Source organism: Sporolituus thermophilus DSM 23256 (genome assembly GCF_900102435.1).
In the GTDB taxonomy this organism is placed as follows: Bacteria; Bacillota; Negativicutes; order Sporomusales; family Thermosinaceae; genus Thermosinus; species Thermosinus thermophilus.
The window spans coordinates 1-17,832 of sequence record NZ_FNBU01000007.1; the positions used below are offsets into that span (position 1 = coordinate 1).

General features: G+C 47.4%; 18 protein-coding genes and 3 tRNA genes. 5 read left to right on the forward strand and 16 right to left on the reverse strand.

Annotation, left to right across the window (positions count from 1 at the left end):
- The coding region (locus BLQ99_RS14905; RefSeq protein ID WP_171904605.1) for a hypothetical protein at positions 1 to 220 on the forward strand (220 nt) is incomplete at its 5' end.
- A gap of 42 nt (positions 221 to 262) precedes the next feature.
- On the opposite strand, the gene BLQ99_RS05550 is transcribed toward BLQ99_RS14905, so the two are convergent.
- The 3 genes from BLQ99_RS05550 to BLQ99_RS05560 all read right to left on the reverse strand — a co-directional run bounded on the left by BLQ99_RS05550 (position 263) and on the right by BLQ99_RS05560 (position 2,653).
- Positions 263 to 1,540 carry a tyrosine-type recombinase/integrase gene (locus tag BLQ99_RS05550; RefSeq protein ID WP_093688959.1) on the reverse strand — a complete coding sequence of 426 codons (1,278 nt, stop codon included), beginning with the start codon at positions 1,538 to 1,540 and terminating at the stop codon, positions 263 to 265.
- Between the two features lie 93 nt (positions 1,541 to 1,633).
- Positions 1,634 to 1,975 carry a hypothetical protein gene (locus BLQ99_RS05555; protein ID WP_093688960.1) on the reverse strand — a complete coding sequence of 114 codons (342 nt, stop codon included), beginning with the start codon at positions 1,973 to 1,975 and terminating at the stop codon, positions 1,634 to 1,636.
- A 273-nt stretch (positions 1,976 to 2,248) separates the two neighbouring features.
- Positions 2,249 to 2,653: a hypothetical protein gene (locus BLQ99_RS05560; protein WP_093688961.1), complete on the reverse strand. Its 405-nt coding sequence runs from the start codon at positions 2,651 to 2,653 to the stop codon at positions 2,249 to 2,251.
- Positions 2,654 to 2,827: 174 nt separating this feature from the next.
- Between BLQ99_RS05560 and BLQ99_RS05565 the strand changes: the two genes are divergently transcribed.
- The 3 genes from BLQ99_RS05565 (at position 2,828) to BLQ99_RS05575 (ending at position 4,898) form a co-directional block, all read left to right on the forward strand.
- Positions 2,828 to 3,418, forward strand: a complete 591-nt coding sequence (locus BLQ99_RS05565; RefSeq protein ID WP_093688963.1) for a tyrosine-type recombinase/integrase — start codon at positions 2,828 to 2,830, stop codon at positions 3,416 to 3,418.
- Between the two features lie 526 nt (positions 3,419 to 3,944).
- Positions 3,945 to 4,130 (forward strand): hypothetical protein, encoded by a 186-nt coding sequence (locus BLQ99_RS14760; RefSeq protein WP_143005876.1) that lies wholly within the window; start codon positions 3,945 to 3,947, stop codon positions 4,128 to 4,130.
- A gap of 15 nt (positions 4,131 to 4,145) precedes the next feature.
- Positions 4,146 to 4,898, forward strand: coding sequence for a Fic family protein (locus BLQ99_RS05575; RefSeq protein ID WP_093688967.1), 753 nt, complete (start codon positions 4,146 to 4,148; stop codon positions 4,896 to 4,898).
- Between the two features lie 1,319 nt (positions 4,899 to 6,217).
- Here BLQ99_RS05575 and mobF read toward each other — a convergent pair.
- From mobF to BLQ99_RS05620, 9 genes are all read right to left on the reverse strand, one after another.
- Entirely contained in the window at positions 6,218 to 8,791 is a 2,574-nt protein-coding gene (mobF, locus tag BLQ99_RS05580) for a MobF family relaxase (protein WP_093688969.1), read from the reverse strand.
- Between the two features lie 10 nt (positions 8,792 to 8,801).
- Entirely contained in the window at positions 8,802 to 10,697 is a 1,896-nt protein-coding gene (locus BLQ99_RS05585; RefSeq protein WP_093688971.1) for a type IV secretion system DNA-binding domain-containing protein, read from the reverse strand.
- Between the two features lie 2 nt (positions 10,698 to 10,699).
- The gene (locus BLQ99_RS05590) at positions 10,700 to 11,188 is read right to left on the reverse strand and encodes a plasmid mobilization protein (RefSeq protein ID WP_093688973.1); all 489 of its coding nucleotides are present in this window, start codon (positions 11,186 to 11,188) and stop codon (positions 10,700 to 10,702) included.
- A 186-nt stretch (positions 11,189 to 11,374) separates the two neighbouring features.
- Positions 11,375 to 11,554: a hypothetical protein gene (locus tag BLQ99_RS05595; protein ID WP_093688975.1), complete on the reverse strand. Its 180-nt coding sequence runs from the start codon at positions 11,552 to 11,554 to the stop codon at positions 11,375 to 11,377.
- Positions 11,551 to 11,922, reverse strand: coding sequence for a hypothetical protein (locus tag BLQ99_RS05600; protein WP_093688977.1), 372 nt, complete (start codon positions 11,920 to 11,922; stop codon positions 11,551 to 11,553). Before BLQ99_RS05600 ends, BLQ99_RS05595 begins: the two co-directional genes overlap by 4 nt.
- Before the next feature lie 12 nt (positions 11,923 to 11,934).
- On the reverse strand, positions 11,935 to 12,324 hold the full coding sequence (locus BLQ99_RS05605) for a hypothetical protein (protein WP_093688979.1): 390 nt from the start codon (positions 12,322 to 12,324) through the stop codon (positions 11,935 to 11,937).
- Between the two features lie 32 nt (positions 12,325 to 12,356).
- Positions 12,357 to 13,184, reverse strand: a complete 828-nt coding sequence (locus tag BLQ99_RS05610; RefSeq protein ID WP_093688981.1) for a hypothetical protein — start codon at positions 13,182 to 13,184, stop codon at positions 12,357 to 12,359.
- A gap of 43 nt (positions 13,185 to 13,227) precedes the next feature.
- Positions 13,228 to 13,422, reverse strand: a complete 195-nt coding sequence (locus BLQ99_RS05615) for a helix-turn-helix transcriptional regulator (protein ID WP_093688983.1) — start codon at positions 13,420 to 13,422, stop codon at positions 13,228 to 13,230.
- A gap of 409 nt (positions 13,423 to 13,831) precedes the next feature.
- Positions 13,832 to 13,907: transfer RNA gene (locus BLQ99_RS05620), tRNA-Arg, on the reverse strand.
- Positions 13,908 to 14,152: 245 nt separating this feature from the next.
- Between BLQ99_RS05620 and cooS the strand changes: the two genes are divergently transcribed.
- Entirely contained in the window at positions 14,153 to 16,063 is a 1,911-nt protein-coding gene (cooS, locus tag BLQ99_RS05625) for an anaerobic carbon-monoxide dehydrogenase catalytic subunit (RefSeq protein ID WP_093688985.1), read from the forward strand.
- 66 nt (positions 16,064 to 16,129) lie between these two features.
- Here cooS and BLQ99_RS05630 read toward each other — a convergent pair.
- The 4 genes from BLQ99_RS05630 to BLQ99_RS05645 all read right to left on the reverse strand — a co-directional run bounded on the left by BLQ99_RS05630 (position 16,130) and on the right by BLQ99_RS05645 (position 17,828).
- Positions 16,130 to 16,203 (reverse strand) — tRNA-Gly (locus BLQ99_RS05630).
- 7 nt (positions 16,204 to 16,210) lie between these two features.
- Positions 16,211 to 16,287 (reverse strand) — tRNA-Pro (locus tag BLQ99_RS05635).
- 119 nt (positions 16,288 to 16,406) lie between these two features.
- Entirely contained in the window at positions 16,407 to 16,970 is a 564-nt protein-coding gene (locus tag BLQ99_RS05640; protein WP_093688987.1) for a Fe-S-containing hydro-lyase, read from the reverse strand.
- 12 nt (positions 16,971 to 16,982) lie between these two features.
- Entirely contained in the window at positions 16,983 to 17,828 is an 846-nt protein-coding gene (locus BLQ99_RS05645) for a fumarate hydratase (protein WP_093688989.1), read from the reverse strand.
- Positions 17,829 to 17,832 lie beyond the last annotated feature (4 nt).

Genomic DNA, 17,832 nt, shown 5'->3' on the forward strand with positions numbered 1-17,832 from the left:
GCCTGGCAACAAAAAATCCGGGACGCATGTCCCGGAAGGCTTGATTTTACTGGCGCGCCTGGCACGATTCGAACGTGCGGCCAACCGCTTAGAAGCAGAAAAATACTTGTTTTATACAGTTTGGCTAGTATCTTCTAGTATCTTCAAGTTCAGCAAAATCAAGGGTTTTGTGAAATTTATGTATCATTCTGTTCGTTTAAAATTAGGTGGTATCAAATAGAATTGGTCCGCAAAATGGTCCGCAAAAAACGTTCTGCAACGCTTATAAATTGCTGCTTTTTCCAGTGAAAACACCTTCCAAAGCTTTAACAGCTGCATCCTGCATTGCTGGCAATACATGACTATACGTATCAAGTGTCATTGCAATTGTACTGTGCCCGAGCCGTTCAGAAACGACTTTAACGGGAATTCCTTTCAGCAGCAACATTGTTGCGTGAGTATGGCGCAGATCGTGGTATGTTACAGTTTCCGGTATGCCTGCTGTCTTTAAAAGAGGTTTAAAATAGCGATTAGTAAAATGTGATGTGTCAAGTACTCGCCCGAATTGACCAGTAATAACCAAGTCATGTTCTTCCCACAAATCACCCAATAAGTGTTTATGCCAGTTTTGGCGCTTCTTGTATTTGCGTAGTTCTGCTGCCACGTCGGCCGGTAATGGTATTTGTCGACGCGATTTCGGGGTTTTCGGCTCTTGAAACTGCATACCTTTGCGATTGGTAATTAAACTGCGCTTTACATACACAATTCCTTTTTCAAGATCAACGCAGTCCCACTTTAGGCCAAAAACTTCACCTAAGCGCATCCCTGTCGCTAATGCAAGCAGAATAGCGATATATGCGGCATCTCGCACAATTCTGGCTGTCATTTCTTTGTTAATTTTCTCATTTTGCCTGACTGTTTTTCCGACAACCAAATTCCCAACAGCTTCTTTAGCCGCTATAACTAGTTTTTCAGCCTCTTCCGGTGTTAGCGGTCGAATTTCTTTTTTGACCAGTTTTGGTGGGGTCGTACCCTTGGCAACATTTTTCAAAATTAATCCATCAACTACAGCTTGGTTTAATGCTTGTATTAAGTATCGCCGTGTTGAGCGTACCGTGCCGCTTGACAAAGGCTGCCGCTCCTTGCCGCCATCGATAAGCAATCTGTTTAACACTCGCTGAATATCCGGCGTCGTTAACCGCTTCAAAGGAACATTCCCTAGTGCAGGCTTAATGTAAAGCCGCATGTACGACTCGTACTTATCAAAAGTTTTTGTCCTAACCTTAGGTTTAGCATAGTCATTAAGCCAGCGCTCTAACCATTCCCATAAAGTAATTGTATCTGCGTCCGGCAGCAGCCCGTTCTCTAGATTTTCCAGCCATTTTTGTCCAATTTTTAGAGAAATTGATTTCCCTTTGGGGGTTGGCGATTTTTCTTCGGCTCCTTTGAGCTTTTTCCGTTTCGTTTCTCCGGTTTTTGGATCCACATATGTCACCCTGACAAACCAGCAGCCACGCTTTATATCATAGTTTGCCGTTCCATCCCCTTTGGCCTGAGCCATTATTCTTCCCTCCAAACATGCTTTATTTGTCAGTTTTAAACATTGACACTACATAAACCTGTTGACACTACAGATTTTTCCCGTAAATATTAATCACATTTTTTTCTTATGCTTATATTTTTTTATCAATTCGTTAGCGCTGGCGATGGCATCCGCCAGGCCGGTATCCCCGGCCAGCACCGCCAGGGTCTCGGCATGTTCAAGGTATGCGATGACGTCTTTTTTTACCTCTTCCGCTTTCGGTCGGTCCAGCTCGTCGATTTTCGCTGCCAATTTTTTTATTTCATCATAATCCGAAATGTGATTAGGTAATTCAGCCTTGGCAGTTTCGGCATCGCTGGCCAAGTATATACTTGTATTTCTTACCCGCTTGGCTTCTTTATCCCAGTAGGATCGTTTTAAAAAATAAGCGTTTTTGCGTTTTTCAATATACATAATTATACCCCTTTTATGATTATATTATAAGCATAATATATTTTGTGCTTATGTTCAAGCGAAAAAATAACCTGGCTGTTTGCCAGGTTATCGACTTTTCGGCAAAATTGGTTGTGCTTTTTGTTGTTTTTTTACATAATAAATTAACACGAATTATTTTAGCCTACAAGACGGGTCAAAAATTGCGTAAAGGGTTTCCGTACTATGATTTTAAAAATTAATCTGAGCCACGCTAGGCGGGTTTTTGGTCGCCTAGCGTGGCTAGTATTCTGCTTATTGTTCGTGCATTTCTTGATACATTTCTCGCATTTTTCTTTTGCGTTCTTTTCTTACAAAAAATGTCGTACCTTCAATCGCAAGCTCAACAGCTTTAAAAGGGTCGGTCCTAAGCATTTCTTTCATTTCCGCCAGTTCGATAGGAAACGGAAATTTAAAACTGCCGAAACACTGGTTCTCGTTCTCAATTTCCCAAATCGGCCATTCAAGCCCTTTTTCTATTGCCGTATATCGGTCGATTTCTTCATAATAGCCTATTTTTTTGTCTAAAATTTGGCAAAGTTCTTTTTCGATGTCGGGATCGTTTGTAGCATAAACGGTAAATTCATTTTTAAAATCGCGCGGTTGGTAAAGGTAAAATTTAACTTTTTCATACCTGTCGTCTTTGCTGATTTTTTTCACTTATTCATTCCTCCTTTTTAAACATTACAATACTATTCTGTTTAAATTATAGCAAAAAAATGAAAAAATTTCTACAAAAAAACGAAAAAACTTCGGCATACGTCGAAGTTTTTTAAACAAAATGATACAATTTGTTGAAATAATGGTATAATAAAAAAGAGAGAGGGGATAGAAATGCTGCCAGTTGCGACAAGTAAAAAAGCACTAGCTATAGCGATAAACCAAAAAGTGCCGAAATATTTTTCGCTCGACGAAGTTCGGCAAATTTTAAGCCCGCTTCATAAAGAAAAAAACTATCGCGCTTGGTTTTTGTTTCTCTTTCTCGTGCGAACGGGAGCGCGTGTGTCAGAAGCACTCAAAGTTCGAGTGACCGATATAGATTTTGGGAACAAGGTAATTTCAATACCGACGATGAAGCGCCCGGGCAATCCAGTCCGCAGCGTCCCAATCAAAGATGATTTCATTGGTGCAATCGGGGAATATATTGCGCGCGAAGGGCTAACGCGCGAAAGTAAGCTGTTTAAGTTTAAAAGAGTTACCGCGTATCTTTACATTCGAAACCTCTGCCGCGAAGCCGGCATCAACGACGACCGGGCGCATCCGCATACCTGCCGGCATACGTTCGCAATCGTAAACCTCGCCCAGGGCGTACCGGTCACGGTGGTGCAGGAATGGCTGGGCCACGCAAACATTCTCAATACGCTCATCTACACGCGAATTCTCGCGCAACACAGTCGGGGATTTGCCGAGCAGGTGGTCTGGTGAATATTGCGATTTTTGCGACGATTTGATAAAATACTCTCAGGGGTACTAGAGAAGTCGTCGCAAACGCGGCGGCTTCTCTCTTTTTTCGAGGGGGAATGAGATGAAACAAGACGCAAACCACGGACGCGCCGACCGGCAGGAGCAAGCCAGACGTAAATGCGGAAACGGATGCCGGGCATGGCATTTATACTTTACATAAATAAGTTGACAATGAATTACTTTGACTTTTAAGGCGGTTTAATTTTGTCGCACGATAGAAACCCTTCACAAGTTCAAAAAAAACGCTCCTGAGGCACGCCAGGCAGCAAAACGGCTATTTTTTGCAATCGACGCACCTCAAAACAGCAAACGCCATCTTGGGTAAAACAAACAGCCCGGCGGCGATAGCGTCAAGGACGCCGAAGGCGCCGGAACGGTGTTCCTTGACGCGAGCGTAAGCCGGGCTTATAATCTTCCAATTCCATGGCGTTTGCGGTTCATGATACAATTGTGATAAAAAAATATATACAAAACAAAGGAGTTTGTCATGGATAAAGACATTCGTAAGCTCACAAAAGAGGAAAAAGAAGCCATATTTTGCAAAGCCGTTCAAGAGGAGATAAAAAAACATCATGCTGCCGGCCGGCCGACAACCCACGCAGACAAGCGAGGTATTTATCGGCTATACCCGGACGGGCATAAAGAGTATCTTGACGATAGATTAGACCGGTAGGGAGTGTAATTTACAATGTCAACATATATTGCGTTACTAAAAAAAATTGACCGCCAACAAAAATTAATTGACGATGCGCGGCCTTTCGACAAAAGCCAAGTCTTGCAATTAAAAGAATATTATCGAATCGGATTAACATATACGTCTACGGCACTAGAAGGCAATACCCTGACGCTTTCCGAAACAAAAGTAGTTTTGGAAGACGGTATCACAATAAACGGCAAACCGCTAAAAGATCACCTGGCAGTTTTAGGGCACAGCGAGGCTTTTGATTATATGTGGAACTTGGCCGGCACCCATAGACCTATAACTGAAGAAATCATAAAAACCCTTCACGCCTACTGTATGAAGCGCGAAAGGCCCGAGATAGCCGGTATTTACCGTGATAAACCCATTTTTATTTCCGGTACTGACCACAACGATAAAATACCTTCCCCTGCTGACCTGGCAAAAACAATAGACGTAAAACTCAGCAGTTTAAATAACAGCCGCCCTAACCTGCACCCGGTAGAGTATGCAGCCAACCTTCATTTGGCAATTGTGCAATTACACCCCTTTGAAGATGGTAACGGCCGCACGGCCCGCCTGGCAATGAACCTAGCCCTTCGACAAGACGGCTACCCAATAGTAGTTATACCCCCGGTAGTAAGACATGAATACATACAGTCCCTTGAAAAAGCATGGACAAACCCGGACAGATTTACCCAATTCATTGCAGAACGAGTAGACGAAGCCCAACGAGAGCTTATGCGAAACTTGCATATATAATCCGAAACTTGCATATATAATCATCACCTTTTTTTCTCTCTTTCTCTTTAACTATGAGATCTCTTTATATGATGATGTTTTTATATACATACATATATTTTAACATATATATTTTAAGACAAGCCGCGAAGCCAGGAGCAACGCGGGTTTGCGGGCACGAATTACGAGAAGTTGAGACACGAATTGCGAGAAATTGAGACATATTACGAGAAGTTGAGACTGCTTATTGCGAGAGATTGAGACGTTATTGCGAGAAGTTGAGACACTATTGCGAGAAACCGAGACGCCAAAACTCGCAATTAACACCACAACATAAGCAGGAATTTTTGCGAAAAACTCGAACTAAACCTTAAACCATCGGGTTTCGAGATAGAACATACGTATCACCTCCACTATTCATTTTCGGGCAAGTTCAGGGCTTGCCCAACCCAATCGGCCTTCCTGAGCGCCTAGAACGCCCAGGAAGGCCGCTCAATTTTATTCCACGGCAGAAACCCTTTGCTAAGCCAAAAAAAACGCTCCTAGGGCACGCTAGAGCGTTTTACGGGCATTTGAGGGTTTTTGATGGCCAAGGGGATGTTTTTAACATCCCCTTTGGACAATTATACCCTTTTCCCGCCTGTCAATGGCCAAGCCTCCGGTCAGATAAAATTTTTCGCCCTGGCGGGTTCGGCTGCGCCCGAAAATTTTTATCTGAGCCATTGACAGGCAAATGGCCGCTTCTCGTGTCACAGTATTTTTATTATCTTCCCCCATGCCTGGCACCACACGCACCAGACAGTTTCGCCAAGCTTTGGTTCACCGGCTGCTTCCGATCGCCACGCCTGCAACCGTTGACAGCATTCTAATTGCATGATTTTCATACATTCCAGTCCCCTCGTTGCCGCCAAGCTGCAGCGGCTTTTTTGTTGATGCAAAAGCTCCATGCCTTTAGCCTGGAGGCAAGGGAGGGTCTAAAATTTTTTGGCGAAGCGAACCCGAAGGGCAAAAAATTTTGGATGCCCTTGCCGGAAGGCGGGGGCATGGTATAATGACAAAACAAAAAAGCCGTCCTCCGGGCATGGCGAGGCATGGCGAGAGGTTAGAATAACCTCTTCGCGATGCCTCTCCTGTTCCCCCCGGTCCATGTTTGCGTCCACAAAGGAGAATTGACGACTGGATGCAATGATGGACCGGTTTTTTTCGCTTTGACGGCCTTCAAATTTTCGTTATAACCGTTTTTATTCTTTACGCGATAGAAAACCTATACTATTTCAAGAAAAACGTTTCTATGGCCATTTCCGGCGTTTTGGAGCGATTTTAGTTTATTATGACATCTGTCAAAACTTCAACTTCAGGCTGTTTTTAATTTTAATCGCCGGTTCCGGCAGTTTGTTAGAAAGTTCCCGAATTTTTGCAATTGCCTTGAATGTGTTCTCCATTGCCGTATCAAGCCTTTTTCTGAGAGTAGGCTTTGCTCGCTCGGTTATCAAGAAATCGTCTGATGTCAGCTTTTTAGCCCATTCCCGTACCTGGTCGGCGACTTTTTCCTTGTTATCAGTAAATACTTTAACTTCGTGCCGGGCGCGGGAAATGTCAACATAAAAGGCATTACGGCTGTTAAGGTGTTTCTGGCTGGAATCTAAGTTGATTAATACCCGGTCGGTGGTGATGCCTTGGGCCTTATGTGCGGTCATGGCGTAGCCGTGGTCAATTTTTTTGTACTGCTCTAGGTCTACAGCGATCGTCTTGCTGCCAGATTGAACGGTTAAGACAGTGCCGTCGATCTTGGTTACAATGCCTGTTTGTCCGTTCCGCACATCTAGCTTGTTGTCGTTTTGCAGAAAAATTATCTTGTCGCCTGCGGCAAATTCACGTTTGAACGTTTTTCCGGAAGCGTCTTGGACTTTAAACTCGATGCCTGGGCTTAACTGCCCCTGCCTTTTCAGTTCAGCGCGGATAGCTTCGTTCAGGTAACGCCGGTCCTTGTTGCCCGCCGTCAAAATGACTGTACCTTTCTGTTTTTCCGGCGTCATGGCCGTGTACTCTGCTACAATCGCGTTCATCCGGTCCTTATGCTCGGCAATGACCTGCATATCCTTTTCGAGGATTTCCAAGGCTTTTGCCAGGTCGCCTTGCACGGCCTCTCGGACCGCTTGCAGCAGCTCATGGTTTTTTTGCCGCCGGATTTCATCCAGCGTGACAGTGCCAATTTTACCGGTTTCTGTTAGCACAGAAAAGGCATTGCCGATGCCCACCGGCAGCAGTTGCTGCCGGTCGCCAACGAAAACGACTTTCGCGCCTTTGGCGCGGGCAGCCTGCATGAGGTAATGCATGGTGTTGTTGTCAACCATTGATGCTTCGTCAATTATCCAAGCTTCTTTTCTGCCGCCAGGTTTCAGTCCTGTTAGGTCCCACTCGGTTTTATTCTGCATATCCTCGCCCAGTTTTTGGTTGCCCGCCTCGCGCTCCAGGCGGTTTAAAAAAGAGTGGATAGTGCTGGATGGTATCTTCGCATCCTCTTGCAAGCCGGAAGCTGCTTTGCCCGTGAAGCAGGCCCCCAAAACGGTGTAGCCCTCATTCTCCAGTACTTGCCGGGCATAGTTTAACATATGCGTCTTGCCTGTTCCGGCGAGGCCTTGTACGGCGTAATATTGGTCCTTTGTGGTGGTTATGTCCAAAACAGCATTCCTTTGCTGCTTGGACAAAGAAGCGTTGTCTTTGGCCAATGCTTGCGACAGTATGTCACTCGCTTTTTGCCTGGTTAGCCCAGGCATGGTGTTCCTGGTCCGGGCAACTTCACGGAATATCTCTTTTTCGATTTCAAGATTTTTCCTTGTTGTGTAGTATGTTTCGCCGTCTTCTTTGTCCCGGCGGCCGCCCAGGGCGACAAGGTTTTTGCCGGTTTCAGCCTTGAGCAGTTCGGCGTATTGGTCCTCAGTCATGCCGGACCCCACACCGGCGGCCAGAACCGCTCGTTTTAGTTCGCGTTCGCTAAAGGCGAAGGACTTGCGGGAAAGGCGGCTAACGGCCTGGTCAAACGCTTCTTTTTGCTGTTCTTTGCCCGGGACAATAGGGGCGAAGGACTTTGTGAGCGTGGCTCCGCCCAGCTCGCTGATCGTTTCTTTCCACGATTCCATGAGTACGTTCATGTCCCTATTTTCTTTCGCTTTTCGGGTTAGGATGACTGCCTTTGCCGCCGCTTCCGGGGTGTTAGTACCCCATTCTTTGAGCTTTTCGAGAATTTCCTGGCGGCGACTCGAAAATTCGTCAATAGTACGCTGATCAATGCCTTTGAGCTCGAAAAAGCCCTTTTCCGGGTCGGTTACGGCAATTTCATAACCCTTTTTCATGAGCTCTTGGGCTAAGGCGTTGCGGTAAATCTGGCCGTACAGGATTTTGTTTTTGTAAAGGTCAGAATTATCCACAGCGTACCATTTGCCCTGATACTGCGTCTTGTTGAGAATAACGGCATGGGTATGCAGCTGCGGGTCATGGTTCCGGTTGACGAAGTGGTCGAATTTGGCGCATAGCATATTGCCTGTTTTAATGTGTTCGGTGACTCCGTCCTTTGTGACACGCGCGCCGATCTCGCGCTGTTCGATGAGCTCCAGCGTCTTCTGAACTGCAACATGATGCGCTTCAATCATGTTTTGCCGGTGCTCTTCACCTAGGCACATGGCGACAGATACGGATTTGGGAGCGGAGAAGGTGAGGTCATAGCCCGCCCGCTCTTTACGCTCGTTAACAAGTTTGTTAAAGTCCTCCGGTTTTACGTTATCTGGCAGGGCAAGCTCGTCTTTGAGCTTGCCCTGCCACTGGTCGCCGCCAGTATTATCCATACGCGCATAGTACCCGTCCCGGTCGTAGTAGCTTGCGGCCTGGTTGGCGCTAATGTTACTGATTGATAACATTTTGCACCTCCTAGAATTTTAGATCATTAACAACTTTTGGCTGCACTGGCGCTGGTTGTGCGGCTTGCTCATCGTTTTGCGCGTCTTTAACTGTTATGTCGTCTGACGCTTCTGGTGCTGGTGCTTTTAGCTCAGCAAATTGCCGCATCACGAAACCAGGGTGACGTTCTTTGTAAAAAACGCGGGGAATTGTAATTCTTGAAACACCGAATCCGGCAATGTTGACGATAGCTGTCAAATCTGGCAACGACTGAAATTCAGCTGGCATAATTAGGCGTTCTGTCTTTTCCTGTTCACTGATACTCTTTCTATCGCCAACATCGCCCGGTGACATTTGCCGCGACAAATTTGTCTTGATCAGCTGCTGTTCGCCGATCGCCCGGCTCAAAAATTCAGCGGTTTCAGGTTCGCGAATGCGGAAAGTAAATGTAGTGTTGAAGTTATTGAAAAACGTTTTTAAATTAGCGCGACCGTAACGCTCTTCGATTCGGCCCAGGTCTTGCGATGCGGTCACTAAGCAGCCGCCTTTTGACCGGCCAACGGTGAGCAGCTGGAGTATTGAGTCCATTCGGTTCAGGGTACCAAGCTCATCCAGAACAAAGAAAACGCGGCGGTGGGCATCATCCGGCAGCGACAATATTTCGCGAACCATTGTGTCGATAACAAGCGACATGAGCGGGCGGAAAATATCTGCGTACTGTTCGATGTTCAAGATAAACAGGTTCCCCTGGCGGCCTGCCTGTCCCCCGCGAACGTACTGGCGAAAAGAAAAGTCGCCGTCAAGATCGACAAGATAACGGAAAAACTGGATTCGCTCTTGCAATATAGAGATGATCGAGGCCGATGCCGGGCTGTCCTGCTGGTCGATGTGCTTCAGGGCGCCTTGCTCGGATGGTGGCAAGGTTTGAAATGCAGCTTTGATCGCCGCAAGCGGTTGCGAGAAGAAGTTCCAGATGTCGCTGTTGCGCGTTTTGTTACTCAATGCTAGATAGACCAGACCGGTACGGAATACGTCGCTGGCGCAATTGTACCAGTAAGAGTCTTTGGCATCAGGCGCGGAAAACAGGCTGCGGCAAAGGACATCCAGATCGGGTGCGATTTCGATTTCGTTGAAAATGTTCCATCCGATCGAGCGGGCATCAAACGGGAAAAAAATTAGGTCGCCCTTTTGAAATTGTTTCGACAAAAATTCACCTTTTATGTCATAAAAAATCATGCGGTCGGCGGTTTTGAAATCCTGTTTCCGCTTGGTGATTTGTGCGGCTAACTGGTTGAGCAGAACGCTTTTTCCCGAGCCGGAAGTACCTAAAACCAAAATATGCTTTGACTCCATTTCGTATGGCATAGTTGTTTCGCCGATTTTGAGCGCAAGCGGGTTGTTTCGGGCGGCGGCGGCAAGTTTTTTGTTGAGTTCAGACAGTGGCGTGAGCTGTGCGCCGCGCACAAATTTTTCGTCGGACATTTTTTTTGATGACGTAACAAAAAATATAATATACAGCACAGAAAATGCGTAGCTAAACCACGATAGATTGAACCACTTGCCATACTCCTGCTTTTGCAAAAAATACGCACCGTCTGTGAGCCAGTCTAAAAAATGGCGATACTGATCTATCGGTAGCTGTCGCCAGCCCCGGGCATACGGCAATATTTCTTTTTCAATTTGCACTTCGTTCGCAAAATTGATACCGACAAACCCGGTATGATACCGAAACCATGCCGTGGGCGGGATATGAATTTCCCGCCCGTCGGCATCGATAAATGAGAAGGTTTTTTCGCTTTGGAAAATCACAAAACACATCAACAAAACTTGCAAAAACAGGCCAACCAAAACCGCACGCAAAAACAGTTGGGAATACATTTTCAGGTCAGACCAGAAAGTTTCGTGAGTTTCATACCCTCGCGGCATTTTTATTCCCCTTTTTCATCGAATTTTTCGTTAGCATCTGCCAAAATTTCGTGGAAATATTCCATCGTTTTTTTCGAGTCTTTTGTATACTCATTCACGATGAACAATGCAAGACGCGTGACGACGTATTGGAATTTTTTGATGTATATAATGTCGGCCAAAATGTCGTTAGTAATTTTTTCGATTTTGGCGAAATCGGAATCGCAATTGGTGGAAAATGAAAGAGCGGCATCTCGCGCATAATCTGAGAGTGACTTGTTGGTAAGATCGGCTAATCGCATGAGCCGATTTTTTTGCTCCGCTGTAACTCGAAAACTAACTTTTTCTTCCATTTTAAAACCTCGCTTTTCTATTTTTTGGTCTGACGTTTTGTCAGACGCAGGAAAACTTATATTATAAACGTGTTTGATTATTTTGTCCGACATTTTGTCAGACGCTTGTCCGACCGCGTCAGACGCCACGAAGCCAGTAACGGCGCGGGTTTGTGCCACCTGACGCAATCCTGTTAAGATTGCGTCAGGTGTGAATGCTTTCAGGACTTATGACCGACCGAAGGAAGGTCGTAAGGACGAAAGCATTAAAGTGACTTAGCGTACCTTGTTTTTTTTAAAAATGAAATGCCTATTTTCTAAGTCAAAGATTTTAAAACTTTTCAAATAGGCATTTCGTAAATTTTTTCAGATGTATTTCTTCATTTCCTCGATATTTTCGCGTAAGTGAGCAAGTTCAGCAGCGATGGCAACAATAGCGCAAACGCCTTTTTGAGTTTCGTAAAAACCACATTTTTCACGCAGGCAGAGTGTATCTACAGACCAATCGCTAGCACTGGCGACAAAAAACGGACAGTGAATGTTCATTTTTCAAAACCCCTTTCGTGTGAAATCGGAATCGCAATCGCGCCAAGTTCTTCATTAATTTCGAGAGGAAAAGATTCGATCGCCAACGGTTGGCTCAAAAACGCTTCGACGATAGCGGGCAAATCGGACTCGGGCAAATCGTTCGCTGCGTACATGATTCCCGCGCGAAGAATTTTTCGCGCGTCCGCCGCGCCGCGCGCGTACGCGGCGGCCATCAGTTCCACCGCCATGTCTGCGTGAGCGTGTTCGATTTCGTCAGCGATGTTTTTGTCAACGTGAGCAAGCGCGGCAACGTAACGATTTTCAGCATCTGCATATAGTGAAGTTAGCGTGAATTCCGCTATGATTTCATCGATTTTTTCACGCATTTTTTCTCCCCCCTATTTGCAAAATTTCGGGCCTGTGGGCGCGAGCGCAATGGGAAATTTAGCAATCGCGGCCATGTGTTCTCTCGCGTGAGCTTCGAATTCTGAACGCGCCTCCGCCCGGGCCGCGGCGGCGCGGGCATGGGCGACGTGCCAAGCGCTTTCCCATCCCGCGACTGCGTGAATGTGTGGGTATCGCTCGCGCATCGCGCGTGCATATTCATCCGCGCTACAGTAATTAAGCGGGTCATTGGGATTTTTCGGATTCGGAATCGCCGCCGTCGCCGGGGCCGGTGACGGTGACGGCGGAATGGGCACGCTGGGCGGCGGCGGTTCGGCCGCTGCGCCGCCCCCGAGCTGCGGGCGGAAATGAATTACTTCTTCGTGTTCAGAATGATCAGACATGTTCTTTTCTCCTCCTTTTGTGCTCTTTTTTGTTAATTATGATTATTTATGTTTGTCAAAGATTGCATTTGTGCAAAAAAGCGTTGTTTTGCGCGTTCATACTCTTCTTCAGCAAAAACGGGTTCAGGACTGGGTATTTCGTATGTAGATGCTGCGACTTCAGCGCATGCGACTTCAGCTTCAAGCAGCCCAGGCGGCGGCAATTTTGATTTATCTTTTGCTGCCGCGACTAGCCAAGCTGGACCTAGTTTGTGTTTTTTCGCGTATGTAATCAGTTTTTGAATTGTGCTTTCATCGAACGCTGTCGTGATTTCGCGTACCCCAGCTTTTGTTATACCAAGTTTTTCCAATTCAACAACAGCGCTATTTGTTGTTGTATCTGTAGATGTATTTGTTGTTATATGTGGTATCATCTGCTCATTTTGAACTGATGCATTAGTGCATTTTGAACTGATGCATTTGTTCATTTTGACCTCATCCATTAGCTCAATTTGAGCTAATGAGCATTTTCGCGGGTTCGCGGCACTTGCAAAGTATGTATCTAGCTTATTGTAGTCGATAGAATACCATTTGGTGCGATCGTACGCTTTTTTGTTGTAGTGCCCCGTGATTAAAATTCCTAATTTTTCCAGAGAATTGAAGGTGCGTTTTAAGGTAGACATGCTAAAAAATGGAAATTGCTGGTGCCACGCTTCTAGGCTGTTATACACCCACTTTTTGGCATCGCGCTGTTTGCCATTTTTTTGAAGCCAAAAGTGTATCTGTTGCAAAACTATTGCTTCATTTATGCCCAGTTTTTGAGCGAGAGACGGCAAAACAACCAGCGGATATTCGTCAAGCAAATATTGTTTGTTAGTCATATTTCATCACTAAACTACTCCGAATTTGTCATTGCATTTCCCGTCACGTCCCTGAGTGAGTAAGCATTTGTTCTAGAGCTTCTGTTTTGATGAAAATTTTGCGACCAATTCGCACGACCCCCGGCACATCGCCACGCCTTATCGCAGCGTAAAACGCAGTTTTGCCAAGGGGTATTGATTCTAGCGCTTCATTCACAGTGATTAGTCTCTTCTTGTCGCTTTGCGTTTCTTTTTTCATTTGCTTTCCCGCCTTTCTGTTTTTTTTGCTTTTTTGTTTGTCTGTTATCATTTTACAGCGATTTTTTCGCGAACGTCAATCTTTCATATTGTTATACACCACCATTTCGTGGTATAATATAATTTTATCTAATTTTTTACATATAAAAAATAGGTTTTTTATACGTAAAAAACCTATAAAAATTTATTTGTTATTTACTTTTAAGTTAAAATTTATATACTTTTACCGCGCAAAATCTATAACATTAGTAAATACGTTTTAATTAAAAAGCTGATTCAGTTTATTTTTTTAAAAAATTTTTTTGTTTTAGGTTAAATGCTAAAAACGATTCAGTCCGCAATCGGTCCGCAAAATGGTCCGCAAAGCAAAAAAGCCTTCCGGGTAAAAACCCCGGAAGGCTTGATTTTACTGGCGCGCCTGGCACGATTCGAACGTGCGGCCAACCGCTTAGAAGGCGGTTGCTCTATCCCCTGAGCTACAGGCGCATGTTATCTGTTTTTCACTTGAAAAATTATACACCGGACATAATAAGATGTCAATAGTTAAACCGCTGACAATTTCCGTAAGCTCTGGATCATCCTTCCTCCCCCCTTTCTTCACCCACCAACCTGGACAACCTAGAATAAAGCGCTGACAATAACAGTAATCACATTTACTCTTATTCATTTTATCACATAAAATATTTGGTATTTAAACAAGCTATTAGTAAAAATACCGAAAGGAGCATACCATGACCGAACAGTACCATTCTACCCAACAGCGTATCAGCATCCATCCGTCGGTGTTGGAAATGTACGAAAAAATTCATGCCGACGGCATTAGCAACGTCTTTGACCGCTATCCGCCGCAGGAAAAAATCCGCTGTAACTTTTGTCTCCAAGGCAACAGTTGCCAGCTGTGCTCGCACGGCCCGTGCCGCATTTCAGACAAAGCAGGCGCCATTTTGGGCGTATGCGGCATCGACCGAGACGCAATGGCCATGCGGGCCATGCTGCTCTTAAACGTTATGGGCAGCGCCACCTATACCCACCATGCCTATCAGGCTTTCCGCACACTCAAGTCCACTGCTGAAGGTAAAACGCCCTTTGAGATCAAGGACGTAGACAAGCTCAAGTTCATGTGCAGCAAGTTAGGCATCCCTACTGATACTTCGGTCAGCGAAATGGCCTATAAGCTGGCTGATGCTCTCATCGCCGAACTGCACCACGATTATGACGAACCCAGTAAGATGATTCAGGCCTTCGCTCCCAAACACCGCAAGAAAGTCTGGCAAGAACTGGCCATATTCCCCGCCGGCGTGCTCTACGAAATTTCCGATGCCACCGCCAGCTGCCTGACCAACGTCGACGGTGACTACGTTTCTTTGGCGAAGAAAGCGCTCCGTCTTGGCATCGCGACCATTTACACTTCCCAAATCGGGCTGGAAATGGTACAGGATATCCTGTACGGTACGCCCATGCCGCATGAAGTCGAAGTTGACCTGGGCATCATGGATCCTGACTATGTCAATATCGTTTTCAACGGCCACCAGCCGTGGACCGGTTTTGCAACCATGAAACTGGCGAGTGAAGAAAAATGGAAAAACGCTGCCAAGGCGGCCGGCGCCAAAGGCATCAAAGTCATCGGTTCTATCGAAACCGGCCAGGAACTCCTTCAGCGCGCGGAAATGAGTGAAGTCTTTGGCGGCCTGACCGGCAACTGGCTGCATATCGAGCCGCTTTTGGCTACCGGTACGGTCGACGTATTTGCCATGGACGAAAACTGCTGTCCACCTAATCTGGCTCCCTATGCGGAAAAGTATCAGGTTACACTGGTCAGCGTTAATGACATTGTCCGTATTCCTGACCTTAAATTCGCCTTTGACTACAAGCCGCCGGAAGCGGCCTTCATTGCTCAGAAATTAATCGAACTTGGCATTGATAACTTCAAACACCGTCGGCAAAAAGTGCAGCCCACTGTGCCCAAATATAAGCAGAAAGCCATTGCCGGCTTTTCTACCGAAGCAGTGCTGAAAGCGCTCGGCGGTAAACTCGATCCGCTGGTGGACGTCATTGCCGCCGGTAAGATCAAGGGTGTCGTTGCCCTCGTCAACTGCACCTCCCTTAAGAACGGCCCGCAGGACTATGTAACGGTCAACTTGGCAAAAGAGCTGATTAAGCGCGATATCCTGATCGTAGCCGGCGGCTGCGGCTGTCACGCTCTGGAAGTGGCCGGTTTGGCCAACCCTGACGCCCTTTCCCTGGCAGGCAGCGGCTTGCAGGAAGTGGGCCGCGCTCTCGGTATCCCGCCTGTTCTGCCCTTCGGCACCTGCACCGATACGGGCCGCATCAGCATGCTCGTAACTGCGCTGGCCGATCATCTCGATGTGGATGTGCCGCAGCTGCCCATCGCCGTTACGGCGCCGCAGTGGCTGGAGCAAAAGGCGACCATCGACGGCATTTTCGCCATAGCTTATGGCGCTTACACTCACCTGGCGCCGCCGCCCAGTATCACCGGCGCGCCGCGTCTTGTTAAGCTGCTAACCGAAGATGTGGAAGAACTGACCGGCGGCAAGGTTGCTGTTACCGACGACCCGGTTGAAGCCGCCAACGGTATTGAAGCCCATATTATGAAGAAGCGCAAAGCGCTTGGCCTGAGCTAAAATCATCAAATAGCAGAAAAGCGACTCATCTTCCGCGATGAGTCGCTTTTTATTCCGGATAAAAAATGGAGCGGGTGATGGGAATCGAACCCACGCAACCAGCTTGGAAGGCTGGGGCTCTACCATTGAGCTACACCCGCATCTATTTGGTCGGAGCGGCAGGATTTGAACCTGCGACCTCTGCGTCCCAAGCGCAGCGCTCTACCAAGCTGAGCCACGCCCCGTCAGTAACAACAGATATTATACACCAGCTCGCTCTATCCTGTCAAGAGCGGTACGCCCCTGGCTATCCCGAGACAAGCGCAGCAGCCGGAGCGGCAATGCGCTCCAGCTGCTGCCAATCCTATCCCTGATATTTCCGGTACTGCTTTTGGCCTTCCAAATAGAAGTTGCGGCCTTCGCTGTCAATGACCACAATGGCTGGAAAATCCTCAACCGTCAGCCGCGCGATCGCCTCGGTCCCGAGGTCTTCATAGGCCACTACTTCATATTTTTTAATGGTCTTGGCGATAAGCGCCGCAGCGCCGCCGGTAGCGGCGAAATAGACGGCGCCGTATTTCTTCATTGCTTCCACCACTTCGCTCTGGCGATACCCTTTGCCAATCATGCCCCTTAGGCCCTGCTCAAGCATCCGGGGCGTATAGGCGTCCATGCGGCCGCTGGTGGTTGGTCCGGCCGAACCGATCGGGTAGCCGGGTTTGGCCGGTGTGGGACCAACATAGTAGATGATTTGGTCCCGCAAATCGACCGGGAGTGATTCCCCGCGGTCGAGGGCTTCTACCATTCGTTTATGGGCGGCGTCGCGGGCGGTATAGATGATCCCGCTGATCAAAACACTGTCACCGGCTTTCAGGCTGCGGGCCTTTTCTTCGGTCAACGGCGTGGTGATACGAATTGGCTCTGTCATTAGCCTTCCCCCCTATAGTTCAATTTCGGCGTGCCGGGTAGCGTGACAATTAATGTTAATGGCCACCGGCAGGCCGGCGATATGGGTGGGGAAATATTCAATATTGACGGCCAGCGCGGTCACCCGCCCGCCAAGCCCCTGGGGCCCTACGCCTGTTTCGTTAATAAGTTCAAGGAGTTCTTCCTCAAATTTAGCGTAAACCGGATTGGCATTACGCCGATTTATGGGCCTGAGCAGCGCTTTTTTCGCCAGCAGCGCCGCTTTTTCCATGGTACCGCCGATGCCCACCCCGACGACAATGGGCGGGCACGGATTAGAACCGGCGTTAAAAACGGTGTCGACAACAAACTTTTTCACGCCGGCCACGCCTTCGGCAGGCTTGAACATTTTGAGCGCGCTCATGTTTTCGCTGCCAAATCCCTTCGGCGCGAGCATAATTTTCAGCTTGTCGCCCGGTACCAGTTCAACATGCAGTATGGCCGGCGTGTTATCCTGCGTATTCTTGCGGTCAAACAGCGGATCGTCCACTACTGATTTGCGCAGATACCCTTCAGTATACCCTTTGGCTACACCGGCATTGACCGCATCGGCCAGACTGCCGCCGGTGATGTGGACATCCTGGCCCAGTTCGACGAACACGACCGCCATGCCCGTATCCTGGCAAATCGGCATGGCCTCTTCCCGGGCGATACAGGCGTTGGTCACCAGCTGACCGAGAATTTCTTTGCCCAACGGCGATTCTTCTTTTTCGCGCCCTGCTACCAAAGCGTCATAAATATCCGGCGACAAGTTATAGTTGGCTTCCACGGCGAGTTTGGCTACCGCCGCGGTGATCTGGGCAGCCTCAATGGTGCGCAATGAT